The organism is Blastococcus sp. TF02-8 (assembly GCF_003319175.1).
GTDB lineage: Bacteria > Actinomycetota > Actinomycetes > Mycobacteriales > Geodermatophilaceae > Blastococcus.
In genome coordinates this window covers 158631-182770 of the sequence record NZ_QOHK01000005.1, presented here as the reverse complement: position 1 = coordinate 182770, position 24140 = coordinate 158631, and the positions used below count along the sequence as shown (strand labels likewise).

Annotated in this window: 23 protein-coding genes; 12 read left to right on the top strand and 11 right to left on the bottom strand. The window is 73.3% G+C overall.

Annotation, left to right across the window (positions count from 1 at the left end):
- Positions 1–683 precede the first annotated feature (683 nt).
- Positions 684–944, bottom strand: a complete 261-nt coding sequence (locus DQ237_RS19450) for a hypothetical protein (protein ID WP_147251793.1) — start codon at positions 942–944, stop codon at positions 684–686.
- Between the two features lie 391 nt (positions 945–1335).
- Between DQ237_RS19450 and DQ237_RS12020 the strand changes: the two genes are divergently transcribed.
- Positions 1336–2820 carry an adenylate/guanylate cyclase domain-containing protein gene (locus tag DQ237_RS12020; protein ID WP_113800368.1) on the top strand — a complete coding sequence of 495 codons (1485 nt, stop codon included), beginning with the start codon at positions 1336–1338 and terminating at the stop codon, positions 2818–2820.
- Here DQ237_RS12020 and DQ237_RS12015 read toward each other — a convergent pair.
- Together DQ237_RS12015 and DQ237_RS12010 are read right to left on the bottom strand one after the other, a co-directional pair.
- Positions 2817–3845: a TrkA family potassium uptake protein gene (locus DQ237_RS12015; protein ID WP_113800367.1), complete on the bottom strand. Its 1029-nt coding sequence runs from the start codon at positions 3843–3845 to the stop codon at positions 2817–2819. The two genes, DQ237_RS12020 and DQ237_RS12015, sit on opposite strands and share 4 nt — an antisense overlap.
- An 86-nt stretch (positions 3846–3931) precedes the next feature.
- Positions 3932–5677, bottom strand: coding sequence for a class I adenylate-forming enzyme family protein (locus DQ237_RS12010; protein ID WP_113800366.1), 1746 nt, complete (start codon positions 5675–5677; stop codon positions 3932–3934).
- A 100-nt stretch (positions 5678–5777) separates the two neighbouring features.
- Here DQ237_RS12010 and DQ237_RS12005 point away from each other — a divergent pair, with 100 nt between their 5' ends.
- Positions 5778–6629 (top strand): patatin-like phospholipase family protein, encoded by an 852-nt coding sequence (locus DQ237_RS12005; protein WP_113800365.1) that lies wholly within the window; start codon positions 5778–5780, stop codon positions 6627–6629.
- Positions 6630–6743: 114 nt separating this feature from the next.
- Here DQ237_RS12005 and DQ237_RS12000 read toward each other — a convergent pair whose 3' ends face one another.
- Entirely contained in the window at positions 6744–8339 is a 1596-nt protein-coding gene (locus DQ237_RS12000) for a long-chain-fatty-acid--CoA ligase (RefSeq protein WP_205730184.1), read from the bottom strand.
- Positions 8340–8407: 68 nt separating this feature from the next.
- Positions 8408–9061 (bottom strand): TetR/AcrR family transcriptional regulator, encoded by a 654-nt coding sequence (locus tag DQ237_RS11995; protein ID WP_166509593.1) that lies wholly within the window; start codon positions 9059–9061, stop codon positions 8408–8410.
- 108 nt (positions 9062–9169) lie between these two features.
- On the opposite strand from DQ237_RS11995, the gene DQ237_RS11990 reads away from it, so the two are divergent.
- From DQ237_RS11990 to DQ237_RS11980, 3 genes are read left to right on the top strand one after another with little or no spacing between them, the layout of a single operon-like run.
- Positions 9170–10405 carry an acyl-CoA dehydrogenase family protein gene (locus DQ237_RS11990; protein ID WP_113800364.1) on the top strand — a complete coding sequence of 412 codons (1236 nt, stop codon included), beginning with the start codon at positions 9170–9172 and terminating at the stop codon, positions 10403–10405.
- Positions 10402–11394 (top strand): acyl-CoA dehydrogenase family protein, encoded by a 993-nt coding sequence (locus tag DQ237_RS11985; RefSeq protein ID WP_113800363.1) that lies wholly within the window; start codon positions 10402–10404, stop codon positions 11392–11394. Before DQ237_RS11990 ends, DQ237_RS11985 begins: the two co-directional genes overlap by 4 nt.
- On the top strand, positions 11394–12296 hold the full coding sequence (locus tag DQ237_RS11980; protein ID WP_113800362.1) for an enoyl-CoA hydratase-related protein: 903 nt from the start codon (positions 11394–11396) through the stop codon (positions 12294–12296). Before DQ237_RS11985 ends, DQ237_RS11980 begins: the two co-directional genes overlap by 1 nt.
- 1 nt (position 12297) lies before the next feature.
- On the opposite strand, the gene DQ237_RS11975 is transcribed toward DQ237_RS11980, so the two are convergent.
- Positions 12298–12798, bottom strand: coding sequence for a MarR family winged helix-turn-helix transcriptional regulator (locus DQ237_RS11975; protein ID WP_113800361.1), 501 nt, complete (start codon positions 12796–12798; stop codon positions 12298–12300).
- 89 nt (positions 12799–12887) lie between these two features.
- On the opposite strand from DQ237_RS11975, the gene DQ237_RS11970 reads away from it, so the two are divergent.
- The 5 genes from DQ237_RS11970 to DQ237_RS11950 all read left to right on the top strand — a co-directional run bounded on the left by DQ237_RS11970 (position 12888) and on the right by DQ237_RS11950 (position 17896).
- Entirely contained in the window at positions 12888–13445 is a 558-nt protein-coding gene (locus DQ237_RS11970) for a YceI family protein (RefSeq protein WP_113800360.1), read from the top strand.
- A gap of 245 nt (positions 13446–13690) precedes the next feature.
- The gene (locus DQ237_RS11965) at positions 13691–14032 is read left to right on the top strand and encodes a hypothetical protein (protein WP_113800359.1); all 342 of its coding nucleotides are present in this window, start codon (positions 13691–13693) and stop codon (positions 14030–14032) included.
- A gap of 103 nt (positions 14033–14135) precedes the next feature.
- Positions 14136–16025 carry a translational GTPase TypA gene (gene typA, locus DQ237_RS11960; protein WP_113800358.1) on the top strand — a complete coding sequence of 630 codons (1890 nt, stop codon included), beginning with the start codon at positions 14136–14138 and terminating at the stop codon, positions 16023–16025.
- Between the two features lie 274 nt (positions 16026–16299).
- On the top strand, positions 16300–16791 hold the full coding sequence (locus DQ237_RS11955; protein WP_113800357.1) for a DUF5994 family protein: 492 nt from the start codon (positions 16300–16302) through the stop codon (positions 16789–16791).
- 109 nt (positions 16792–16900) lie between these two features.
- Positions 16901–17896 carry an NAD-dependent epimerase/dehydratase family protein gene (locus DQ237_RS11950; RefSeq protein ID WP_113800538.1) on the top strand — a complete coding sequence of 332 codons (996 nt, stop codon included), beginning with the start codon at positions 16901–16903 and terminating at the stop codon, positions 17894–17896.
- A gap of 115 nt (positions 17897–18011) precedes the next feature.
- On the opposite strand, the gene DQ237_RS11945 is transcribed toward DQ237_RS11950, so the two are convergent.
- The 5 genes from DQ237_RS11945 to DQ237_RS11930 form a co-directional block, all read right to left on the bottom strand.
- Positions 18012–19019, bottom strand: a complete 1008-nt coding sequence (locus tag DQ237_RS11945) for a sulfite exporter TauE/SafE family protein (protein ID WP_113800356.1) — start codon at positions 19017–19019, stop codon at positions 18012–18014.
- Between the two features lie 83 nt (positions 19020–19102).
- On the bottom strand, positions 19103–19192 hold the full coding sequence (locus tag DQ237_RS20630; RefSeq protein WP_369832215.1) for a putative leader peptide: 90 nt from the start codon (positions 19190–19192) through the stop codon (positions 19103–19105).
- A gap of 135 nt (positions 19193–19327) precedes the next feature.
- Positions 19328–20326, bottom strand: a complete 999-nt coding sequence (locus DQ237_RS11940) for an inorganic phosphate transporter (RefSeq protein WP_113800355.1) — start codon at positions 20324–20326, stop codon at positions 19328–19330.
- A 20-nt stretch (positions 20327–20346) separates the two neighbouring features.
- Positions 20347–20964, bottom strand: a complete 618-nt coding sequence (locus DQ237_RS11935; RefSeq protein ID WP_113800354.1) for a DUF47 domain-containing protein — start codon at positions 20962–20964, stop codon at positions 20347–20349.
- 108 nt (positions 20965–21072) lie between these two features.
- Positions 21073–21636, bottom strand: a complete 564-nt coding sequence (locus DQ237_RS11930; protein ID WP_113800353.1) for a sigma-70 family RNA polymerase sigma factor — start codon at positions 21634–21636, stop codon at positions 21073–21075.
- Between the two features lie 77 nt (positions 21637–21713).
- Here DQ237_RS11930 and DQ237_RS11925 point away from each other — a divergent pair, with 77 nt between their 5' ends.
- Positions 21714–22358, top strand: coding sequence for a zf-HC2 domain-containing protein (locus DQ237_RS11925; RefSeq protein ID WP_113800352.1), 645 nt, complete (start codon positions 21714–21716; stop codon positions 22356–22358).
- Positions 22355–24127 (top strand): copper resistance protein CopC, encoded by a 1773-nt coding sequence (locus DQ237_RS11920; protein WP_113800351.1) that lies wholly within the window; start codon positions 22355–22357, stop codon positions 24125–24127. Before DQ237_RS11925 ends, DQ237_RS11920 begins: the two co-directional genes overlap by 4 nt.
- Positions 24128–24140 lie beyond the last annotated feature (13 nt).

Sequence of the window (24140 nt, the reverse complement as noted above, 5' to 3'; positions counted from 1 at the left end):
TTTCCGATGTGCTCAGACTTCCACGCGCCCCGCCCGGAGGTCGGCGGGACTCTTGGCTATGAGGTCACATTTATTCTGCCTAGAGCGGCGAGCCGCGTGGCGGCGTCCAAGCTTTTCACGTTCCTTGACCAGCAGTGGCCAGCCGCACGGCCGATGTACTTCGGCGAGTTTGAACCTAAAACCAGGGTGACGGGCAGCTCTATCAAACGCCTAACGCACCTATGGGACAGCGGCGCGTCGGTTACTTGGCGGTCCCGAGCTGGCTGGTCCGCTTCGAGTTCTCCGCTAGTCTCCCCCCCGGGGGAAGGTCCCCTCACTCAACTTGCGCTGTACAAAAAGACGTCCGTCGGGGCGGAGCATCAGCGATTGAATCCGCCAGTAGAATTGGAAGTAATAACACCTCTTGGCGTTCTGCTGGGGTCCTCGTTATCGTGCGGACGGTGGGTACCAGATGACTGGCGGTTGCGCCGGACTGTATCGACGGGCCTCCTCTTACAGGGTTGGTGGTACGGCTTGGACGCCAGACCTCATGGTTCGGTGTACCTGGGTGGAGATGTCATCTCCGATCTCGCCCCCCCCTTCGCTGCTGAAGGTGGCTGGGATAGACAGCGAGTAGGCGACGGAATGGTCCTACGCCCCGTGGAAGGTCCACTTCTCCCCCCGCGATCCTTACAAGCCGTAGCTCATTGGCATGCTGTCTCCGCCGAGATCCGCCCGCGCGTGTTCGACGCGGCCGCCGCCGAGTGATGTTGGGAGCCTTCGGTCATGATGTGACTGGTGTTCACCACCGACGACGAAGGGGTGCAGTTCTGACCGACGGAAGCGGATGTTTGCACGTTACGAACGTCTGGCCTGGTTACGAATCCGAAGTCGATGACCGTCGACTGGTGAGTTCGCAAAAAGGCCTGGCCGACGCCGTCGCCCGGGCGCCGCTCGATCTTCATATCGTTTCAGCCCTACGAGCTGCTGTGCGATGCTCGACCGCCGTCAGCTAGGTGGGAAACTCAACCGAGCTGCCCAGCTCGGTTGAGCGGAGTGCCGACGCAAGGCTGGAGACTCCGTGACCCCGGCGCCCGCCCCGCTTAAACGGGGCGCGCAGGGCCTGGTTCCCGGATCCGGGTCCTGACCGTGACGGCGACCCGCCCGCGTGGTGGGCGCCGTTGGGGCTGAGCCGCCGTCCCCGGCCGCCGGGGTGAGCTGCCGGGGTGAGCCGACCGGGTGAGCCGACCGGGTGAGCCGTTCGGCGCCGGGCCACCCCGTCATCGATCATGAGCGGGTGGAGATCCGGAGCGGTCGGCGCCAGGGCACGTCGGGACCCGCGTGAGCAGCGACGGAATGACGCGGCGATCGGTCGCGAGGAGCGTGACCGGCGGGCGGCTCGCCGTGCCGCTGATCGTGCTCGTGGTGCTGGCGGCGAACATCATCGGCGTCGGCACCGTCGTCCTGCTGCTCATCGGCGTGGAGGACGGCAGCGGGGACACCGGCCGCACCCCGGTGCTCTGGACCGCCGCCGCCTACCTGGTGCTGGCCTTCCCGCTGGCCACCGTGGTCGGGTTGCGCCGGCAGCGGGTCACGAACCGCTGGCTCGTGGCCGGTCGTCCGCCGACGCGGGAGGAGGCGACCCACGCCCTGCGGGTGCCGCTGGACACCGCGGTCGTCGCCGGCACCGTCTGGCTCCTCGGGGCACTGCTCATGGGCGTGGCCTCCGCGGCGGCCTTCCCCGACCCGCGGGTCGGCTGGCGGGTGGGCGTCGCAGTGCTCCTGGGTGGGGTGGCCACCGCCGGCGTCACCTACCTGCTCGTCGCGTGGGTCGCCCGGGCCGTCACCGCCCGGGCGCTCGCCGAGCACCCCCCGGTCGGGCGGCTGGCCCTGGGCGTCCGGATCCGGCTGCTGCTCACCTGGGGCCTGACCAGCGGCGTGCCGATGCTCGGCGTCGTCCTGCTCTACCTCGACCCGAGCAACCCGCGCGGTCCGGGGAAGGGCGCCGTCGTGTTCCTCGTGGTGGTCGCCCTGCTGGTCGGGGCGCTCGCCACCCTGCTCATCGCCCGGGCCGTCGGTCAGCCGCTGCGCGAGCTGCGCCGCGCGGTGCAGCAGGTCGGGCAGGGCGAGTACGACGTCGACGTCGTCGTCGACGACGCCGGCGAGATCGGACTGCTCCAGGAGGGCGTCAACTCGATGGCCGCGGGGCTCGCCGAGCGGGAGCGGCTGCGCGACCTGTTCGGCCGGCACGTCGGGACGTCGGTCGCGCAGCAGGCCCTGGCCACCGGGGTCTCCCTCGGCGGGGAGGTGCGCACCGCCGCAGCGCTCTTCGTCGACATCGCCGGCTCCACCTCGCTGGTCCGCCGCACCGGCCCCGAGGAGATGGTCGGCCTGCTCAACCGCTTCTTCGAGGTCGTCGTCGACACCGTCGAGGCCGAGGGCGGTCTGGTGAACAAGTTCGAGGGCGACGCCGCGCTGTGCGTGTTCGGCGCCCCGACCGACCACCCCGACCCGTCCGGCGCGGCCCTGCGGGCCGCCCGGCGCATCTGCGACGCGGTGGCTGAGGCCGGGGAGGTCGACATCGGCGTGGGCGTGGCCTGCGGCCGCGTCTGGGCCGGTCAGGTGGGCGCGGCCAGCCGGCTGGAGTACACCGTGATCGGAGACCCGGTGAACGAGGCCGCGCGCCTCACCGAGCTGGCGAAGGACCACCCCGGCCGGGCCGTGGCCAGCGGGTCGACCGTCACCAGCGCCGGCGGTGACGAGCGCGAGCACTGGGTGCCCGACCGCGAGGTCGAGCTGCGGGGCCGCGACGAGCCGACGCCGACGTGGGTGCGCCGCTAGCTCTGGTGGGAGCGCACGACGACCAGCACGTCCTCCGGCTGGAGGGTGCCGATCAGGGGGTCGTCGAAGCGCAGCGTGCGGCCGCTGCGGGTCACCGACAGCACGATGTCGCGCAGCTGGCGGGGGCCGAGGCCGACCTCGTCGGCGGTGACGGTCCGCTGGTGCAGGTCCAGCCCCTGGCCGCCGGTGACCAGGTCCTCGACGACGGCGACCACGCGCGGGGCGTCGGTGGAGAGCCCCAGCAGCCGGCCGGAGGTCGCCGAGGTGGTGATGACGGTGTCGGCGCCGGACTGACGGAGCAGGTTGGCGTTCTCCTCCTCGCGCACCGATGTCGTAATGGGCACGCTCGGGTTGAGCTGACGGACCGTCAGGGTGATGAGCACCGAGGCGTCGTCCCGGTTGGCGGCCACGATGACCGACCGGGCGCGCTCGACGGCGGCCCGGCGCAGCACCTCGGTGCGGCCGGCGTCGCCCACGATGCCGGTGAGGCCGACGGCGTTGGCCTCGTCGACGGCCCGCGGGTCGGGGTCGACGACGACGATCTTCTCCAGGGGCGTGCCGTTGGCCTGCAGCGACCGGATGGCACTGCGGCCCTTGGTGCCGTAGCCGCACACGATGACGTGCTGACGCACCTGGGACCTCCAGCGGCGGATGCGGAACTCCTCGCGCGAGCGCGCGGTCAGCGCCTCGAGCGTGGTCCCGATGAGGACGATGAGGAACAGCACGCGCAGCGGCGTGATGACCAGGAAGTTGACCAGCCGGGCCTGGTCGGTGACCGGGGTGATGTCGCCGTAGCCGGTGGTGGAGAGCGTGACCGTCGCGTAGTACGCCGAGTCGAGCAGGTCGACGCTGCCGTCCACGTCGCGGTAGCCGTCGCGGTCCACGTACACGAGCAGGACGGTCAGGACGAACACGAAGAGCGCGAACAGCAGCCGGCGGGTGACCTGCCGGGCCGGCGTCGCCTCCACGTGGGCGAAGCGGACCCCGGTGTGCTCGGTCACCGGACCGTTCTCGGGCTCTGCCACGACGGCGACCCTAGAGCGCCGACGCGACGACGGCGCGTCGCCGCACCCGTGCGGGGGATGCGGGGACGCGCCGTCGGGGCGGTCGATCAGCTGCCGGCGACGGCAGCCCGCTCCCGGTCGGCCAGCTCGCGCTTGAGCACCTTCCCGGCGGCCGACACCGGGATGGCGTCGATGAACCGGACGTCGCGCAGCCGCTTGTAGGGGGTGACCTTGTCGTTGACGGCGGCCATCACCGACTCCACGGTGAGCGCCGCGCCGTCCGCGTCGTCCTTGCGCACCACGTAGGCGATCGGCAGCTCGCCGGCCTCCTCGTCGGGGCGGCCGACGACCGCGGCGCCACCGACGCCGGGCACCGCGAACAGGATCTCCTCGAGCTCCCGCGGGAACACGTTGTAGCCCTTGTAGAGCAGCATGTCCTTGGTGCGGTCGACGATCGAGAGGTAGCCGTCCTCGTCCAGGATCCCGACGTCGCCGGAGTGGAACCAACCCTCGGCGTCGATGGCCTCCGCGGTGGCCTCGGGCCGGTGCGCGTACCCGCGCATCACCTGGGGGCCGCGGATGCACACCTCGCCGCGCTCGCCGGCCGGCAGCGGGTCGCCGCCGCCCAGCGGCCGGATGCTGATCTCGGTGTCGAAGATCGGGACACCGACGGTGCCTGCCTTCCGGGTGCCCGACCGGAAGGAGGGGTTGCCGGTCGCCTGCATGGTCACCTCGGTCAGGCCGTAGCCCTCGCCGATGGTCGCGTTCGGCATCAGCGCCGACATCTTGTCGATCAGCGACTTCGCCAGCGGCGCCGCCCCGCTGCTGACCCCGCGCACGTGCGAGAGGTCGGCCTCGGCGAACCCGGGCACCTGCAGGAGCGCCACGAACACCGGCGGCGCCCCGCCGATCGAGGTCACCTCGTACTTGACCATGTCCTCGACGTACTTCACCGGGTCGAACCGCATGTGGATCACGGTCATCGTGCCGGCCATGACCATGCCGTTGAGGTAGCCGATCGCGCCCATGGCGTGGAACCACGGCGTCAGGTTGATGATCCGCGCCTCGCCGAGCCGGGTGCTGATCTCCTCCTCGCCGAGGACCTGGCGCAGCGTGACGTCGCCGGCCTCGTCGAGGTGGGGGAGCGAGCCGGAGGTCCAGCAGCCGGACTGCAGCACGTTGGTGACGACGTTGCGGTGCGGCAGCTCCACGCCCTTGCTCACCCCGGTCGTGCCGCCGGTGTAGGCCAGGTGCGCCAGCGCCTCCGCCGGGTCGAGGTCGGCGTCCAGGTGCCGGTCGGTCGGGTCGCCGGCGAGCAGGTCGAGCAGGTCGACGTCGCCGTCCTCCAGGCCGTCGAGCCGGGCGGCGAAGTCGAGGGTGTGCGCCTCGCCGGTGACCACCACGGTGCGGACCCCGGTCTGGGCCAGCGCGCCCCGGACGAACGGCAGCACCTGGTCCCAGGTGACCAGGACGGTGGCGCCGGCGTCGTTCAGCTGGGCGGCCAGGTCGGCGGCGGGCAGCAGCGGGTTCGTGGGGGAGAACGTGGCGCCGGCCAGCATGATCCCGTAGTAGATCGCCGGGTACTGGCGGCAGTTGGGGATGTGCACGGCGACGACGTCACCCGGGCCGACGCCGGAGTCGGCCAGCCAGCCGGCGACGGCGTGCGCGCGGGCACCCATCTCGGTGAAGGTCAGCGGGACGTCGTGGTCGACGAACGCCGTCCTGTCCCCCCACCGACGCACCGCTGCCCGCAGGATCGAGCCCACCGGCACGCTGGGGTAGTCCAGCGACCGGGGGAGTCCGGGCGGCCAGCTGGCCGCTGCCGGTGCCGGGGCGGACTGCACGGTGGTCATGCGTTTCCTCTCGTCGGGGGAGCTCGGGGAACAGCGTGGCCCACCTCACACCCCCTGTCGAGGGGCTGTGCACCGAGAGTGGTCTGTGAGGATGGCGCGCATGAGCGACCAGCGCACCGCCCTCGTCCTCGGTGGCGGCGGCATCACCGGCATCGCCTGGGAGATCGGCGTGCTCGCCGGTCTGGCCGAGGCGGGTGTGGACCTGACTGGCGCCGATCTCGTCGTCGGCACCTCGGCCGGCTCGGTCGTGGGCGCGCAGGTGACCAGCGGGGCGCCGCTGGAGGAGATGTACGCCCGGCAGCTCGAGCCGCCGGCGCAGGAGAAGGTCGCCCGGGTGGGGCGGGGCACCCTGGCGCGCTACGCCTGGGCGATGCTGACCAGCCGCGGCCGGGACGTGGAGTTCCGCCGCCGGATCGGCGCGCTCGCGCTGGCCGCCGAGAAGGCCGGCCTCACGCCGACCGAGCAGGAGCGCCTCGACGTCATCGGCTCCCGCCTGGTGTCCGCGGAGTGGCCCGAGCGCGACCTGACCATCACCGCCGTCGACGCGGCCTCGGGTGACTTCCGCACGTTCGACCGCCGCTCCGGGGTCCCGCTGCTGCAGGCGGTGGCCGCCAGCTGCGCGGTTCCCGGGGTCTACCCGCCGGTGACCATCGAGGGGCGCCGCTACGTCGACGGCGGCATGCGCTCGGCCGCCAACGCCGACCTCGCCCAGGGCTACGACCGCCTCGTGGTGCTGGCGCCCATCCCGCGCGGCGTCGGCCCGCTGGCCAGCGTGGACGCGCAGGTCAGCGGCATGGTGTCCCGCGTCGCCGTCGTCTCTCCCGATCAGGCCAGCCGCACGGCGATCGGCCGCAACGTCCTGGACCCGGCCGCCCGCGAGCCCGCAGCACGTGCCGGGCGGGCGCAGGCGGCAGCGGTGGTGGCCCAGGTCGGCGAGGTCTGGACCGCCTGACCCACCTCTCTGCTCCCCGCGTGATCATGAAGTCCGGGAAGCGGCACGCCGCGTCGCAACGGTGTGGCGCTTCCCGAACTTCATGATCGCGGGGAAGTGGGGGCGGCCGGGCGCTCAGACGACGGGCTGGGCGACCAGTGACCCGGCGGAGTGCTCCTGGCGCAGCGAGGTCTTGAGCACCTTGCCGCTGGGGTTGCGCGGGAGTGCCCCGACGATCGAGTACTCGCGCGGGTTCTTGTAGCGGGCCAGCCGCTCCCGGCACCAGGCGCCGAGCTCGTCGGACGTCGGCGGGTCGTTCACGTCCCGTGGTGCGACGACAGCGAGGGGGGCCTCCCCGTACCTCGGGTCCGGGACGCCGATCAGCGCCACCTCGGCGACCTTCGGGTGGGCGGCCAGCACGTCCTCCACCTCGGCGCAGTAGATGTTCTCCCCGCCCGAGATGATCATGTCCTTCTTGCGGTCGACGACGTAGATGTAGCCCTCCTCGTCCTGCCGCACGAGGTCGCCGGAGTGGAACCAGCCGCCCTCGAACGCCTCCGCCGTCGCCTCGGGCTTGTTCCAGTACTCCTTCATGACCATCGGGCTGCGGTAGACGATCTCGCCGACCTCGCCCTGTGGGACGTCGTTCATGAACGGGTCGACGACGCGCACCTCGACGTTGAGGATCGGCGTGCCCACCGAACCGATCTTGCGGACGGAGTCCTCGCCGCGCAGCAGGCAGGTGACCGGGCTGCACTCGGTCTGCCCGAAGGCGGTGACCACCTCGGCCTGCGGGAAGGTGTTGATCATCGTGCGCAGCAGCGTCGTCGACGCGGGCGCGGCGCCCCAGGAGATGCGGCGCAGGAAGGAGAGGTCCCGGTCCTTGACGCCGGGCACCGCCACGAGCGCGGCCCACATGGCCGGCACCAGGAAGATGCTGGTGATCCGCTCGCGCTCGATCATGTCCAGCGTCTCGACCGGGTCGAAGCCGCCGGACTTCATGATCACGTTGGTGCCGCCGAGCAGCAGCGGGGGGAGGCCCCCGGCGAGCCCGGCGATGTGGAACAGCGGCGCCCCCGGCGCGTTCACGGTGTCGTCCGGCGTCCAGCCCAGCGTCGTGATCTGGCTGAAGCAGTGCAGCAGCAGGTTGTGGTGGGTGAGCACCGCGCCCTTGGGCCGGCCCGTCGTGCCCGAGGTGTACATGATGAACGCGGCCGCGTCCTCGTCGACCTCGATGCCGAGGGGGTCGGCACCGGCGGCGGCCAGCGCCTCCTCGTAGGACTCGCTCGCCGCGCCCACCGTCCCCGGACCGATGACCAGCACCGAGCGGACCTCCGGCGCCCGCTCCAGCGCCTTCTCCGCCACCGGTGCGAGTGCGGTGTCCACGACCAGGGCCACGGCGCCGGAGTCGGAAAGCGCGTAGGCGACCTCGTCGGCGACCAGCCGGAAGTTGACCGGGACGACGACCGCGCCGAGCCGGACGCCCGCGAGGTAGGCCTCCCAGGTCTCCATGCCGTTGAGCGCCAGCACCGCCACCCGGTCACCCGTGCGCACCCCGCGCTGCTGCAGCGCGCGGGCCAGCCGGGTCACCCGCTCGTCGAGCTCCCGGTAGGTCCGGCCACCGCCGTCGAAGCGCACCGCCCAGACCTCGGGCGTCTTCCGCGCGTGCCGCGCCAGCATGTCGCTCATGGTCATGCCCCGGCCCTGGAGGGTGGGGGTCGGTTCGCTCACGGCTTCTCCTCGACTGCGCGCACGCACGGATGTGACGTGCGTCATGCTGGCGAAGGGGAGGGGGGCGGTCAACCCTGACTGTCGACCGTGAGCATGCGCGCGGCGAGCCGCTTCCACAGGGCGAGATGCGGGTCGGTGGCGGCGGGCCGGTCCTCGAACGCGTAGACCAGCGCGACGCCGCGCATGCTGGTGAACAGCAGCTCGCAGAGCTCGTCGTACAGGGGTGCCCCGGCGATCTGCGGCCCCCAGATGCCGTCGGCCACCGCGGCGATGGCCGCCCGCAGCCGTCGCTCCTCGCTGCGCAGCGCCGCTCGCAGGGCGGGGTCGGTGCGGGCCGCCGTCCACAGCTCCATCGCCGCCCAGAACGGCGGCTCCTGGAAGGTCGCCCACATCAGGTCGATCGCCCGGTCGATCCGCTCGCTGCCGGTCGGCTCGTCGGCCATGAGCGCGGCGGACCGACGGCGGACCTCGTCGAGCTGGGTCGTGGACAGGTGGCGCGCGGCGGCCACCAGCAGCTCGGCCCGCGACGGGAAGTGGTGCAGCAGCCGGCCGCGGGAGACCCCGGCCCGCGCCTGCACGGCCAGCGTCGAGGCGCCCGCGGCCCCTTCCGCCACCAGGCAGGCGACGGCGGCCTCGAGGATCAGCAGCCGGCTGTCCGCGGTCCGCTCCGAGCGCGTGCGCGGCCCGGGGGCGACCTCGCTCGCGGAGGGCTCGGCGGTCACCCGCGGAAGCGTAGGCCGCGTGCGGGGGACCGACCAGTCACCGTTGACCGTTTGGGGTGACCCCTGTCACGCTGCGCCCGATCCGCTCACCGACGAGAGGCGCCGCCCGTGGACTTCGACGACAGCCCCGACGAGGCCGGGTACCGGGCGCACGTGCGCAGCACCCTGGAGCAGCACGCCGACGAGCTGCTGCGCCTGGCCCCCGGCCAGGAGGCCGTGGACGCGCGCACGCAGGAAGCCGAGATGCGGCGCACCCAGCGGGTCCTCCACGACGCCGGGCTGGTCGGGGTGACCTGGCCGCGCGAGTACGGCGGCCAGGGCGGCACGCTGCTCCAGCAGTCGATCGTGGGGCAGGAGCTGGCGCGCTTCCGGGTCCCTGCGTTGATTAACCACATCGGCATGGGCATGTGCGGCCCGACGGTCATCGCGCACGGCAGCCAGGACCAGCGCGACCGCTACCTCGCCCGGCTGCTGCGCGCCGACGACGTCTGGTGCCAGCTGTTCAGCGAGCCGGCCTCCGGCTCGGACCTCGCGGCTCTGCGCACCACCGCCGTCCGCGACGGGGACGACTGGGTGGTCAACGGGCAGAAGGTCTGGACGACGCTGGCGCACGTCTCCGACTACGGGATCCTGCTCACCCGGACCGACCCGGAGAGGCCCAAGCACGCCGGGCTCACGATGTTCGTCGTCGACATGCACGCCCCCGGCGTCACCGTGCGGCCGCTGCGCCAGATGGGTGGCCAGTCGGACTTCAACGAGGTGTTCTTCGACGACGTCCGCATCCCCGACAGCGAGCGGCTGGGGGAGCCCGGAGAGGGCTGGCGGGTCGCGCTCACCACGCTGATGAACGAGCGGGTGACCATCGGTGGCGCCGGCAGCGCGATCGGGGCGCCGGTCGAGGAGTTCGCGCGGCACGCCCGGGAGCGGCTGCCACTGCTGGACCCCGAGCGCCAGGTGCTCGCCCGGCAGGCGGTGGGTCGTGCCGTCGTCGCCGCGCTCGGCGCCCGGTACACCGGCTACCGCCGGCTGACCACGCTCAGCCAGGGCGGCATCCCCGGACCGGAGGCCAGCGCCGGGAAGCTCGCCGGCACCGAGGCCGCGCACCTGATGGCCGACGCCGGGGTCCGCCTGCTGGGCGACGACGCCGTCTACGCAGCAACCGCCGACGGCGACGACCGCTGGCAGCGCACCCAGTCCTGGCTGCCCGGGATCTCCATCGCCGGCGGCACCGACCAGGTGCTGCGCAACATCCTCGGCGAGCGGGTGCTCGGCCTGCCCGCCGAGCCCCGCCTGGACAAGACGGCTGCGTTCTCCCAAGGGCGCCCCGACGGAGGACGGCGATGAACTTCGACCTCGACGACGACCAGCGCGACATCGCTTCCGGCGCGCGGGACTTCTTCCGCGGTAGTGCCTCCCCGGCCGCGGCCCGCGCTGGCCTGGAGGGCGGTGCGCTCGAGCCCGGCCGCAAGGCGCTGGCCGACATCGGCTTCCTCGGGATCACGGTGCCCGAGTCCGCGGGTGGCTCCGGACGGCCGCTGCTGGACCTGGCCGTCGTCGCCGAGCAGGGCGGTGCTGTGCTCGCCGCGCCGTCCCTGGTGACGGCGGCCCGTGCCGCGGTGCTGCTCGCCGACGTCCCCGACCTGGCCGCCCGGCTGGCCGACGGCTCGACGGCGTTCGCCGTCCTCGACGGCTCCGTCGACGGCTCCGCGCCCTCGGTCGACGCCGCCGAGGCGACGACGTTCCTCGGGCTGGACGGCCGATCCTTCGTCGTCGGCGAGGGCGAGGTCGTGCCCGGACGGCCGCTGGACGCCACCCGCGGCCTGGCCTCGGTGCGGATGACCTCGCGGCGCGTGCTGGTCGAGGACGCCGGTGACCTCTGGGCCCGGGCCCGGCAGGTGGGCGCGGTGGTGATGGCGGCCGAGGACCTCGGCGGCGCGGACCGCTGCGTGCAGGTCGGGGTCTCCTACGCGCAGGAGCGCGAGGCGTTCGGCCGGCGGATCGGCTCCTACCAGGCGGTCAAGCACATGCTGGTCGACGCGTGGGTGGGTGTGGAGCAGCTGCGCTCGCTGGTCTGGTGGGCCGCCTGGGCGGCCGACGGCAACCCGGCCGAGCTGCCGCTGGCCGCGTCGGCGGCCAAGGCGTGCGCAGCGACCACCTTCGAGCGGGCCGCGTCGACGCTGATCCAGGTGCACGGCGGCATCGGCTTCACCTGGGAGCACGACGCGCACCTCTACTGGCGGCGGGCGAAGGTGGACCGGCTGCTGCTGGGCGACGAGGCCGAGCACCTGGACGCCGTCGCCCGGCTCGCCGTCTCCGGCGCGCTGGGCGCCTGATGGGCGCCGGGGAGCTCACCGAGCTCCGCTACGAGGTGGCCGACGCCGTCGCCACCGTGACGCTGCACCGGCCCGACCGGCTGAACGCGTTCACGATGACGATGGCCGACGAGCTGGCCCGCGTGGCCGCCTCCGCCGATGCGGACGACGACGTGCGCGTGGTGGTGGTGACCGGGGCCGGCCGGGCGTTCTGCGCGGGGGCCGACCTGGGCAACGGGCCGGGCACCTTCTCCGACCGGCGCACCCGCCAGCGGCCGCCGGGCCCGCTGAGCCAGTCCATCGGCGGCTTCCCCCGCGACGCCGGGGGCGTGGCCTCGCTGCCGTTCGCGGCGCTGCGCAAGCCGGTGATCGCCGCGGTCAACGGCCCGGCGGTGGGCATCGGGGCGACACTGCCCCTGGCGATGGACGTCCGGATCGCCGCGGAGTCGGCCCGGTTCGGGTTCGTGTTCGGCCGGGTCGGCATCGTCCCGGAGGCGGCGTCCTCGTGGTTCCTGCCGCGGGTGGTCGGCATCAGCCAGGCCATGGAGTGGGTGGCCACCGGCCGGGTCTTCGACGCCGACGAGGCGCTGCGCGGGGGGCTCGTGTCGCGGGTGGTGCTTGACCAGGACCTGCTGCCGGCGGCCTACGGGCTGGCCAAGGAGATCGTGGCCAACACCAGCGGCGTCGCCGTCGCCGCGGCGCGCCAGATGCTCTGGTCGATGCTCGGGGCGTCCTCGCCGTGGGACGCGCACCGGGTGGAGTCCCGCGCGCTGGTCGAGCTGGGGGAGGGGCCGGACCCGGCCGAGGGCGTGGCCGCCTTCCTGGAGAAGCGCGCGCCGCGTTTCCCCGGGCGGATCGGGACGGAGCCGGTGGCCGGTGTGCCGCCGTGGCCGCAGCCGCCCGACGACGTCGTGCCCCGGTAGCTCAGGGGACGCGGTCGGGGTCGAGGTGGCGCAGCAGCGTCTCCCCGACGTCGCGGATGCTCTGCACCTGCTCGGCCGAGAGCCGGTCGAACAGCTCCCGCCGCACGCCCTCGACGTGGATCGGCGCCGCGCCCTCGAGCGCGGCGAAACCCTCGTCGGTGAGCACGGCGAGCTGACCGCGGCCGTCCTCCGCGCAGACCTGGCGGCGCACCCAGCCGCGCTCCTCGAGCCGGGAGACGGCGTGCGAGAGCCGGCTGCGGGAGGAGAGGCACCGGTCGGCGAGCTCGCTCATCCGCATCATCCGCTCGGGCGTCTCCGAGAGCGCGACGAGGATCTCGTAGTAGGCGTGCGAGATGCCCGTGCGGTGGGTGAGGTCGCGGTCGAGGCGGTCCAGCACCAGCTGGGCGCTGTAGAGCCACGCCCGCCAGGCCTTCTGCTCCTCGGCGTCGAGCCAGCGGGGCTCACCCGGAGGGAGGGGCTGCGGCGACACGGACGACGTCATGTCCTCAGAATACTGGCGGAATAGTTCAACGCTCAACTACGCTGGCTCCGACGACACCGTCCTCCGAACACCAGCACCAGGGAGACACCATGACCAGCACCGTCCAGATCCCCGGCTACATCGCCGGCACCTGGGACATCGACGCCAGCCACTCGACGGTCGGCTTCTCGGTCCGCCACATGATGGTCAGCAAGGTCCGCGGCTACTTCCGCGAGTTCACCGGCGAGATCGTCACCGCCGAGAACCCGGCCGACTCGACCGTCACCGCGACCGTCGACCTGGGCTCGATCGACACCCGTCAGGAGCAGCGTGACGCGCACATCCGCTCCGCCGACTTCTTCGACGCCGAGAACCACCCGCAGATGACCTTCCGGTCGACCGCCGTGCGCACCGACGGCGCCGACTGGGTGGTCGAGGGCGACCTCACCATCAAGGGCAACACCAAGCCCGTCACCCTGGCCCTGGAGCTCAACGGCTTCGGCCCGGACGCCTACGGCGGCACCCGCGCCGGCTTCTCGGCCCGCACCGAGATCTCCCGCTCGGAGTTCGGCGTCGACATCCAGATGCCGATGGACGGCGGCGGCGTCGTCGTCGGCGACAAGATCGCCGTCGAGCTCGAGATCGAGGCCGTGCTCCGCACCGCGTGAGGACCACCCTTCCGCCCGCCGCTCGCAGGCTCGCGGCGGGCCCCTGAAGGGTGGCCGTTCCAGCACGTCACGAGGGCCCCGGACGCACCGCGTCCGGGGCCCTGCGCATTCCTGGCTCGTCGGCGTCGTGCGCGGCCGCAGGCGCACGAGCGTCGGAGTGCGGACCCCGGATACCGCTCGGATGCGCACGGGTGCGCTCCGGGTCGCCGGGCGACGACGTCCGGTCGACGGGGAGACTTGTCGGCATGTCGACCTCCGCCCTCGCCCGCGTCCCCGCCTCCCTCCTGGTCGCCGTCGGCCTCGCGGCGGGGTTCGGCATCGCCCAGGGCACCGGGATCCGGGCGCTCGGCGGCGCCGTCTTCGCCGCGTGCGGCGTGGGCGCCGGCTGGATCGCCGCCCGCCGACGCGGCCCCGCCGTCACCACGGCCCTGGCGGCGTTGTACATCGGGGCGTTCGTCCTGGCCCACGTGCTGGCCCTGGGCGCCGGATTCCCGGCCTGGTTCGCGGTGAGTCTGGTCACTGTTGCCGCCGCAGGGGTGACCTACGGGGTGATCGACCGGCCGCGGGCCTCGGTGGCCGCACGCTGAGCACCTAGAGTGGAGGGAAGGTCACGGCCTCGGCGGCTGTTGGCCTCTATGCCCGCGCGCGTCCGCGCGGCGCGCTCCCGAGCTCCCCGAGGTGCCCTTCCGCATGCCCACCCGCAACGACCTGCGCAACGTGGCGATCGTCGCCCACGTCGACCACGGCAAGACCACCCTGGTCGACGCTCTCCTCCGCCAGGCCGGCGCTCTCGGCCGCGCCAAGGGTGAGGGCACCGACGCCGACACCACGCAGGACCGCGTGATGGACTCGATGGACCTCGAGCGCGAGCGCGGCATCACCATCCTCGCGAAGAACACCGCGATCCGCCTGGCCGACTCCGACGGCAACCCCGTCGTCGTCAACATCGTCGACACCCCCGGCCACGCCGACTTCGGCGGCGAGGTCGAGCGCGGCCTGTCGATGGTCGACGGCGTCGTCCTCCTCGTGGACGCCTCCGAGGGCCCGCTCCCGCAGACCCGCTTCGTGCTGCGCAAGGCGCTGGGCAAGGGGATGCCGGTCATCCTCGCGGTCAACAAGACCGACCGCGGCGACGCCCGCATCGAAGAGGTCGTCGACGAGTGCTACGAGCTGTTCATGGAGCTCATGGAGGACGCCGGCATGGACGCCGACGCCCTCGAGTTCCCCATCGTCTACTGCAACGGTCGCACCGGGCAGGCCTCGATGAACCGTCCGGAGAACGGCACCGTGCCGGACAGCCCGGACCTCGGCCCGCTGGTGAAGACGCTGCTGGACACCATCCCGGCGCCGAGCTACGACGCCGAGGAGCCCCTGCGCGCGCAGGTCACCAACCTCGACGCCTCGCCGTTCCTCGGCCGCCTCGCGCTGCTGCGCATCCACTCCGGTGAGATGAAGCGCGGCCAGCAGGTCGCCTGGTGCAAGGTCGACGGCACGATCAAGAACGTCAAGATCACCGAGCTGCTGGTCACCGAGGGCCTCACCCGCACCCCGGCCGAGAGCGCCGGCCCGGGCGACCTGGTCGCCATCGCGGGCATCGAGGACATCATGATCGGCGACACCCTCGCCGACCCGAACGACCCGCGCCCGCTGCCGCCGCTGACCGTCGACGAGCCCTCGATCTCGATCACGATCGGCATCAACACCTCGCCGCTGTCGGGCAAGAGCGGCAAGAAGCTCACCGCCCGCCTGATCAAGAACCGCCTCGACCAGGAGCTCGTCGGCAACGTCAGTGTGCGCATGCTGCCCACCGACCGCCCCGACACGTGGGAGATGCAGGGCCGCGGCGAGCTGGCGCTGGCCATCCTCGTCGAGCAGCTGCGCCGCGAGGAGTTCGAGCTCACCGTCGGCCGCCCGACGGTCGTCACCAAGATGATCGACGGCAAGCTCCACGAGCCGGTCGAGCGGGTCACGATCGACACCCCCGGCGAGTACGTGGGCACGCTCACCCAGGCGCTGGCCACCCGTCGCGCCCGCCTGGAGAACCTGGTGCACCACGACACCGGCTGGGCGCGGATGGAGTACATCGTCCCCTCGCGCGGCCTCATCGGTTTCCGCACCGAGTTCCTGACCGAGACCCGCGGCACCGGCGTCCTCAACCACAACCTCGAGGGCTACGAGCCGTGGATGGGCGACATGCGCGCCCGTCCCACCGGCTCGCTCGTCGCCGACCGCTCCGGCGTGGCCACGACCTACTCGATGTTCTCCCTGCAGGAGCGCGGCCAGCTCATGGTCCAGCCCGGCACGGACGTCTACGAGGGCATGATCGTCGGTGAGAACTCCCGTCCGGACGACATGGACGTGAACATCACCAAGGAGAAGAAGCTCACCAACATGCGCAAGTCCACCTCCGAGGAGCTGGAGCGGCTGATCCCGCCGAAGATCCTCAACCTGGAGCAGGCGCTGGAGTTCTGCGCCGAGGACGAGTGCGTGGAGGTCACCCCGGGCAGCGTCCGCATCCGCAAGGTGGTGCTCGACCAGACCGAGCGCGGCAAGGCGAAGAACCGCAAGCCCAAGCCGTAACGGCTGCTTCCGACAGGCCCCCTCCGGTTCGCCGGCGGGGGCCTGTCGCGTTCCACCCCCGGGGCGTTTTGTGCACGAACCGCCCGGGCGGATAGTGCACAAAACGCCCGGACGGGGCGGGGGAGTGGTCGGTAGGTCACGAATCGTGATGACCTGCCGATAGCGGTCGGCACGCCCGAGCGCACCGCGCCGGGGTCGGCGCGCCGCTGCGCCTACGTTCGTCTCGGGGTGGTGTACGACCCCGAGACGGACGACGAGAGGTGGCCGAAGGCTGATGACGACGATCACCCGCACGGTTCCGGCGAGCGAGGGCTTCCGGGGTGGGATCGACGTCCGGGTGAGCCTGCGGGACGACGCCGGTTCCGGCCGGTCCGCCTTCGACGGCGCGTGGTTCCCGCGCAGCCGCGACCTCGCCGTGGAGCTCCCCGAGCTGATCGCCGCCCTGGAGCGGCGCGGGGTGCGGGTGGAGCGCTTCACCTACGCGCTGGACGCCTGGCAGCCGGTGCCGCGCAAGCTGGAGGTCCAGGGCCGCACCGTCCGCACCGGTGGGTTCCGGAGCATGGACCCGGGCGTCGTCTGCCTCCTCTGGGCCGGGGGTACCCGCCGCGCCGACCTCCTCGTGGTGCCGCCGGAGACCGACGTGCTCACCGGCGCCCGCGCGTTGCGCCTGTGCACCCGCCGGGGCCTGCCCTCGTCGCCGTCGATGGTGCTGGCAGCGGCGCGGTCGACCCCGCTGCCGCAGGTCCCCGCCTCCCGCGCCGTCTGAACGAGGACTTCCTCCACCCCTCGCACGCCGCGGCGGTGCCCTGACGAGGGCTTACGCCCGCCGCGAACGCGCTGGACGGCGGCGGAGCGGCTCGGCTGGAGTGACCGCCATGCGACTCCTCGTCCTCGGCGGCACCCACTTCCTCGGCCGGCACGTGGCCATGGCTGCACTCGAGCGGGGGCACGAGGTCGCGACCTTCACCCGAGGGCTGACCGGGGAGCCCCCGCCGGGTGCCCAGGCACTGCACGGCGACCGGGACGACCCCGCCGCTCTGCCCGCAGCGCTCGACGGGTGGCAGCCGGAGCTCGTCGTCGACACCTCCTGCCAGACGAGGGCAGCGGCCGACAACGCTGCCGCCGTCCTGGGGGGCGTGCACGGCTATGCCTTCGTCAGCAGCCTCAACGCCTACCGCAACTGGCCGCCGGGACCGATCGGGCCGGAGAACTCCGAGCCCACCTGGGACACCGCGGACGACGACTACGGCCCGAACAAGGCCCACGCCGAGCGGGTGCTGGCTGCGGCCGTCGGGCCGGCGTTCCTCACCGCGCGGGCCGGTCTGATCGTCGGACCGCACGACCCGGTGTACCGCCTCGGGTGGTGGCTGGACCGCATCTCGCGCGGTGGCCGGGTCGTCGTGCCGGCCGAGGGGATGGACCAGCCGATCTCGCTCGTCGATGCCCGCGACCTGGCGACCTGGTTGGTCGAGATGGCCGAGCGAGGGCAGGGTGGCGCGGTCAACGCGAAGGGCCCGGTGGGCATGACCACCTACGGCGGGCTGCTCGACGTGTGCCGGGAGGTGACCGCCAGCGACGCCGAGTGGGTACCGGTGCCGGAGGAGGACCTGCTCGCGGCGGGCGTGCAGGAGTGGGTGCACCTCCCGCTGTGGCTGCGGCAGGAGGAGGCGCGCACGGCCTGGGACGTGGACACCGCCCGCGCGGCGGAGCTCGAGCTGACCACACGGCCGTTGGCGGCCACCGTGGCCGACACCTGGGCGTGGATGCAGGAGGCCGAACGACCACCGCTGCCGGCGAACCGGCCCGCGCCCGGCCTGCCGCCCGAGCTGGAGGCCCAGCTGCTGGCCGGCCATGGTGATCAGGAGACCTGATCGTCCTGGGTCCTCCCTCGTGGTCGACCGTGGGGCAGGACCCGGAACGGTGAGGGAGGACGGCGAGCGGCCCGCCCGGCGGGTGCCGGACGGGGCCGCTCGTGTCGCTCGTGGGCTAGTCGCGCGGGTCGATCGGCCGACCGGCGGTGACCGGCTCGGCGGGGGTGGCGACCACGTCGACGACGACGTTGCGCTGCACCCGGTCGGCCACCTCGCCCAGCTCGGCCGCCTCGGCGACGGCGGAGGCCGACTCCAGCGCCTTGTCCTTCCGGTACTGGCGGTAGGAGTGCACCACCGCCAGCGCCCACACGGCGTAGAGCACGGCGTAGACGGGATAGCGGACCGCGTCCGGGGCGTCGATCCAGTCGCTGCGCAGCAGGGTGCGGGTGTTCGTGATGACGATCATCCCGCCGACGAGCGAGCCCAGCAGACGCGGCGGTACGTGGCGGACCAGCCAGGCGGCGATCGGCGCGGCCACCAGACCGCCGGCCAGCAGGCCCGCAGCCCAGAGCGCGTTCACGCCCTGCGTGCCCAGGGAGAGCAGGAAGCCGAGGCTGGCGGCCATGGCCACGAGGAACTCGGAGGTGTCGATCGAGCCGATGACCTTGCGCGGCTCCATCCGGCCGCTGGCCAGCAGCGCCGGCGTGCCGACCGGGCCCCAGCCGCCACCGCCCGTGGCGTCCACGAAGCCGGCCACGAGGCCGAGCGGGCCGAGGAAGCGCTTGCGCACCGGCTTGCCGAGGTTGCGCCGGTCGATGCCGCGGAGCGTGAAGCGCACCAGGATGTACGCACCGAGCGAGACGAGGATCAGCGACATCACCGGCGCGGCGACCTCGGTCGACAGGTTGGACAGCACCGTCGCGCCGGCGAAGGCGCCGATCGCGCCCGGCAGGCCGACCTTGGCCACGACCTTCCAGTCGACGTTGCCGAACCGCCAGTGCGAGAGGCCGGAGGCCAGCGTGGTGCCGATCTCGGCGAGGTGGATGGTGGCCGAGGCGGCGGCCGGGTTGGTGCCGAGCGCGAGCAGCAGCGTCGTCGAGGTGACGCCGTAGGCCATGCCCAGGCTGCCATCGACGAGCTGGGCGCCCAGGCCGGCGAGGGCGAGCACGATCAGGGTCTTCACGGGAACTGACTCCGGGTCTCGGGGGCGCGGCGGCGTGGCGCGCGGGGGAGCGGGTGCGAGGGGCGCCGCGAACGGCGCGGGAATCAGCGGCCCGGACAGGTGGCGGTGGCGACGCGCAGCAGGTCGACGTGCAGGCGGCCCACGAGGAGCGGCATCGTCGGGTGCGCGGTCACGGTAAATGTCTACCAGGTCGATGCACTTATGCGTCAACCCGGCGTCCAGTGGGTGGGACGCGTGTCGCCCGCGAACGACGACGGCCCCCGCCACGCGAGCGCGCGGCAGGGGCCGTCCGGTGGACGTCCCGGAGGTCAGACGACCAGGTCGGTGAGGAAGTAGGCGACCGCGGCCACCGCTGCCGCGGCCGGCAGCGTGACGACCCAGGCGACGACGATGTTGCCGGCGATGCCCCAGCGGACGGCGGAGAGCCGCCGGGTGGCCCCCACCCCCATGATCGAGGTGGTCGTGATGTGCGTCGTCGACACGGGGACGGCGAACACCGTCGCGGTGGTGACCATGACGCCGGAGGCGACGGTCTGCGCGGCGAACCCACCGGTGGGGGTCAGCTGGATGATGCGGCGGCCCATCGTGCGCATGATCCGGAACCCGCCGGCGTAGGTGCCGGCGCTGATCGCCCCGGCTGCGGCGACGACGACCCAGAAGGGCACCTCGAAGCTGTCGATCTCACCGGCGGTGAACAGCGCCAGGGTCATGATGCCCATCGTCTTCTGGGCGTCCTGCATGCCGTGACCGAGCGCCATCGTCGCCGAGCTGGCGATCTGGGCGTACTTGAAACCCCGGTTCGCGCGGGTCACGTTCGCGTTCCGGAACGCCCAGAGCAGCGCCAGCATGAACAGGTAGCCCAGCCCGAAGCCGACCAGCGGCGACAGCACCATGGGGATCACGACCTTGTCGAGGATCCCCATCCACTGCACCGAGTGCGCGGCGGCCAGCGCCGCGCCGACCAGCCCGCCGATCAGCGCGTGGGAGGACGACGAGGGCAGGCCGAACCACCAGGTGATCAGGTTCCACGCGATCGCGCCGATCAACGCCGCGAAGACGATCTTCAACCCGTCGCTGCCCTCGGGGGCGTCGATGATCCCCGCCCCGACCGTCTTGGCCACCTCGGTGGACAGGAAGGCGCCCACCAGGTTCATGACCGCGGCGAGGGCCAGCGCGGCCCGCGGCGTCAGCGCCTTGGTGGAGACGGCGACGGCGATCGCGTTGGCCGCGTCGTGGAAGCCGTTGGTGTAGTCGAACGCCAGGGCCACCAGGATGATGGCGACCAGGGCCAGGAAAGCGGCGTCCATCAGCAGAGATCCATCGGGGCCTAGGACTCCTTGACGGCGATGGTCTCGACCACGTTCGCCACGTGCTCGAACGCGTCGGCCGCCTCCTCGAGCTGGTCGGCGACCTCCTTGAGCTTGAGGATCTCGAGGGCGTCGAACTCGCCGCTGTAGAGCCGGGAGAGCAGCCGCCGGTAGAGCTTGTCGGCCTCGTTCTCCAGGCGGTTGACCTCGATCCAGTAGTCGGAGAGGTCCTTCATCGTCTTGAGCCGCGGCATCGCCTCGGCGGTCGTCTGGGCGCAGCGCTGCAGCAGCGAGACCTGCTGGCTCATCTCCGCCGGGAGGGTGCCCAGCCCGGTGAGGATGACCAGGTCGGCGGCCGCCTCGACGAAGTCCATGACGTCGTCCAGGTCGCTGGCCAGGTTGTAGATGTCCTCGCGGTCGAACGGGGTCACGAAGCTGGTGTTCAGCGCGCGGAAGATCGCGTGCGTCGACTGGTCTCCGGCGTGCTCGAGGTCCCGGAGCTTGACCGCGAGCTCCGCTCGGCGCGCGTGGTCGTGGATGAACTCGCCCAGGACCTCCGTCGCCTCCACCAGGTTCTGCGCGGAGGCGGTGAACAGGGGGTAGAAGCTCGAGTCCTTGGGCGTCAGGCTGAAGGGCACGCGGGGGCTCCGTCTCGGATGTGGTCACGGACCGCGCTCGCCGGAGGCGTACGCACGGCCGTCGGGCAGCATAGGTCTCCCGACCCTCGCCCGTCGTTCACCCCGGCTTCAGCTGTGAGCCGTATCGCGTCCGGCGGCGCCGTCGCTCACCCCGGAGAGGGACGCCACCAGGTCTGCCCGGGCCCGGGCGACCCGCGACCGGATCGTGCCGACCGGGCAGTCGGCCACCTCCGCCGCCTCGGCGTAGGACAACCCGAGGAGCTGTGTGAGCACGAAGGCCTCGCGACGGTCGCCGTCGAGCCGGGCCAGGAGGTCGGTGACGACGACGCCCTCGCCGACGTCGTCGACCGCGGCCTCGGCCGAGAGCAGCTCGAGATCGGCCGGCTCGCGCACCAGGGTGAGCCGGCGCCGACGCCGGGACCGCACGGCGTCGGCGCACACCCGGCGGGCGATGGACAGCAGCCACGTGCGCACCGTCGACCGGCCCTCGAAGCGGTGCAGGGCCGCGAAGGCACGCAGGTAGGTCTCCTGGGTGAGGTCGTCGGCGCTGTCCCGGTCACCCAGCGCGGCGCACAGCCGCCAGACGTCGGACTGCGTGGCGCGGACGAGGTGGGCGGCGGCCAGCGGGTCGCCGTCGGCGGCGTCCGCGGCGGTGCGCGCCAGGTCGTCCATCCGTCGTCGTCCTCGGGCCGTGGGAGAAAGTCCCGCGAGGCGGGAACCGGACGGCGTCCGGCGACGACCAATCAACCATGTCCTGCCAGACGTACCGCGAGGCGCTGTCGGCGCGCCTCGACGGGGAGCCCCTCGGCCTGCCCTCCGGCGAGCTCGACGGGCACCTGTCCGCCTGCCCCGACTGCGCCGCCTGGGCGGCGGACGCGGAGCGGGTGACCCGCCGTGCCCGGCTGGCGCCGGCCCCGCCGGTGCCCGACCTCACGGCCGTGGTCCTGGGGGCGCTGCCCCGGGAGCTGCCGGGCGTCCGGGCGGCGGCACGGGCCCGCCTGGCCACGACCGCGCTCCGGCTGCTGCTGCTGGCCGTCGGCGTCGCCCAGGGTGCGCTGGCCTGGCCGGTGCTCGTCTCCGGGGCCGGGGCGATGAGCGCCCCGGTGCACATGGAGCACGAGTCGGGCGCCTGGAACCTGGCGCTGGCCGCCGCCTTCCTCGCCGTCGCCGCGGCCCCGCGCCTCGCCGCAGGAGCACTGCCGTTCCTGGGGTCCTTCGTGGCCCTGCTGGTTCCGGTGACCGTGGCCGACCTCGCTGCCGGGCACGTGCACGCCGACCGTGCGGTGGCCCACCTGCTGCTCGTGGCCGGAGTGGTGGTCGTGGCGCTGCTGGCCTGGCGCGGACGCCGGCGGCGCGAGCTCGCCGCCGTGGCCGGCCGGCGGGTGCCCGCGTGAGGCGGACGGCGGTCCTGCTCGCGGTCCTGCTGGGCGGATGGCTGGGGGCTGGGGTCGTCACGGCGCCACCCGCCTCGGCCCACGCGACCCTCGTCTCCACCGAGCCCGGCGAGGGCGCCCGCATCGACGAGGCCCCCGCCGCGGTCACCCTCACGTTCAGCGAGGGCGTCTCCCTGGGCGCCGGGTACGCCCGCGTGCTCGACGCCGACCAGCAGCGCGTCGACACCGGCACACCCGAGGTCGACGGCGCCGTCCTCACCGTTCCGCTGCGCGGCGACCTGCCCGACGGCGGCTACCTGGTCACCTACCGGGTCGTCTCGGCCGACTCCCACCCGGTCGCCGGCGCCTTCTCGTTCGCCGTGGGGGACGCCGACCTGCTCTCCGCCGGCGGGGGCGCGACCACGGACGACACCGATCCGGTGATCGGCGCGCTGCTGCCCGCCGCCCGCTGGGTGGGCTTCGCCGGCCTGGCGCTCGCCGTGGGGCTGCCGGTGCTCGCGGCGGTCGCCTGGCCGGCGGGCTGGGCGGCACCGCGGCTGCGCCGGGCGGCGTCCGGTGGTGCCCTCGGCGTCGCTCTGGCCGCGCTGGCCGGCTTCCTGCTGCAGGGCCCGTACGCCGCCGGTTCCGGGCCGGGCTCCCTCGCCGACCCGGCGCTGCTCACGGCCACCCTGGGGTCGGAGGCGGGCTGGATCGCGCTCGTCCGGGCGGTGCTGGCCCTCGCGCTGTTCGTCGTCCTGCGGCGCGTGCCGCGGCGGGCGGAGCTGCCCTCGCGCCCGCTGCTCGCGGTGCTCGCAGGGCTCTTCCTCCTCCTGGTCGTCGCGACGGCGGCCACCGGGCACCCGGTGGCCGGTCCGTGGCCGGGGCTGGCCGTGGTGGTGGCCGCGACGCACGTCGCCGCCATGTGCGTCTGGCTCGGCGGCCTGGCCGGTCTCCTGCTCGCCCTGGTGCGGTCCACGACGCCGCCGGCGGAGGTGGCGACCGCGCTCCCGGCCTTCTCCCGGACGGCCTTCGGGGCCGTCGCGGTGCTGGTGGTCTCCGGCATCGTCCAGTCGGTCCGCGAGGTGGGCTCGCCGTCGGCGCTGGCCGAGACCGGCTACGGGCAGCTGCTGGTCGGCAAGGTGCTGCTGGTCGTCGTCGCGCTGGCCGCGGCCGGGGTGTCCCGCGTGTGGGTCCAGCAGCGGCTGGGCATCCGTCCGGCGCGCCGGCGCCGGACGATCACCGTGCACGCCCTGGCCGCCTCGTCGCCGACCGCCGGCGGGTCGGAGCTCGCGGCCGCCGAGCAGCGGGCGCGCGCCCAGGCGGAGAGCGCCGCCGGGCACCTGCCCGCACTGCGGCGGTCGCTGGCGGTCGAGGCGGGCCTGGCGGCGGTCGTCCTCGCCCTCACCGCCGTCCTGGTCGGCACCCCGCCCGCACGGTCGTCGGTCTCCCAGCCGGTCGACGTCGTACTGCCGCTGCAGGGCGGCACGGCCACGGCGTCGGGCAGCGTGCAGGTCTCGGTCGATCCGGCCCGGCCCGGGGCGAACGCCCTGCACCTCTACCTCTTCGACGACGCCGGCCGGCTCACCCAGCCCGAGGACATCCGGGTGACGCTCACCGAGCGGAGCCAGGAGATCGGCCCCCTGGACGTGGACCTCGAGCCCGCCGGCCCCGGCCACTACGTCGGTGACGGCATGACGGTCCCCGGCGCCGGCACGTGGACGCTCACCGTGACCGTGCGGCTCGACGAGTTCACCGCACTCACCGCTGCCACCGACTTCCCGGTGCGCTGACCCAGAGATCGAA

Coding starts and splice junctions, on each gene's coding strand:
- DQ237_RS11930 (WP_113800353.1), bottom strand. CDS start 21,636: ATGGACGACCTGGCGCGCACCGCCGCGGACGCCGCCGACGGCGACCCG.
- DQ237_RS11965 (WP_113800359.1), top strand. CDS start 13,691: ATGTCGACCTCCGCCCTCGCCCGCGTCCCCGCCTCCCTCCTGGTCGCC.
- typA (WP_113800358.1), top strand. CDS start 14,136: ATGCCCACCCGCAACGACCTGCGCAACGTGGCGATCGTCGCCCACGTC.
- DQ237_RS11985 (WP_113800363.1), top strand. CDS start 10,402: ATGAACTTCGACCTCGACGACGACCAGCGCGACATCGCTTCCGGCGCG.
- DQ237_RS11925 (WP_113800352.1), top strand. CDS start 21,714: ATGTCCTGCCAGACGTACCGCGAGGCGCTGTCGGCGCGCCTCGACGGG.
- DQ237_RS11955 (WP_113800357.1), top strand. CDS start 16,300: ATGACGACGATCACCCGCACGGTTCCGGCGAGCGAGGGCTTCCGGGGT.
- DQ237_RS11970 (WP_113800360.1), top strand. CDS start 12,888: ATGACCAGCACCGTCCAGATCCCCGGCTACATCGCCGGCACCTGGGAC.
- DQ237_RS12020 (WP_113800368.1), top strand. CDS start 1,336: ATGACGCGGCGATCGGTCGCGAGGAGCGTGACCGGCGGGCGGCTCGCC.
- DQ237_RS19450 (WP_147251793.1), bottom strand. CDS start 944: ATGAAGATCGAGCGGCGCCCGGGCGACGGCGTCGGCCAGGCCTTTTTG.
- DQ237_RS11950 (WP_113800538.1), top strand. CDS start 16,901: ATGCGACTCCTCGTCCTCGGCGGCACCCACTTCCTCGGCCGGCACGTG.
- DQ237_RS11975 (WP_113800361.1), bottom strand. CDS start 12,798: ATGACGTCGTCCGTGTCGCCGCAGCCCCTCCCTCCGGGTGAGCCCCGC.
- DQ237_RS12005 (WP_113800365.1), top strand. CDS start 5,778: ATGAGCGACCAGCGCACCGCCCTCGTCCTCGGTGGCGGCGGCATCACC.
- DQ237_RS11940 (WP_113800355.1), bottom strand. CDS start 20,326: ATGGACGCCGCTTTCCTGGCCCTGGTCGCCATCATCCTGGTGGCCCTG.
- DQ237_RS12010 (WP_113800366.1), bottom strand. CDS start 5,677: ATGACCACCGTGCAGTCCGCCCCGGCACCGGCAGCGGCCAGCTGGCCG.
- DQ237_RS11980 (WP_113800362.1), top strand. CDS start 11,394: ATGGGCGCCGGGGAGCTCACCGAGCTCCGCTACGAGGTGGCCGACGCC.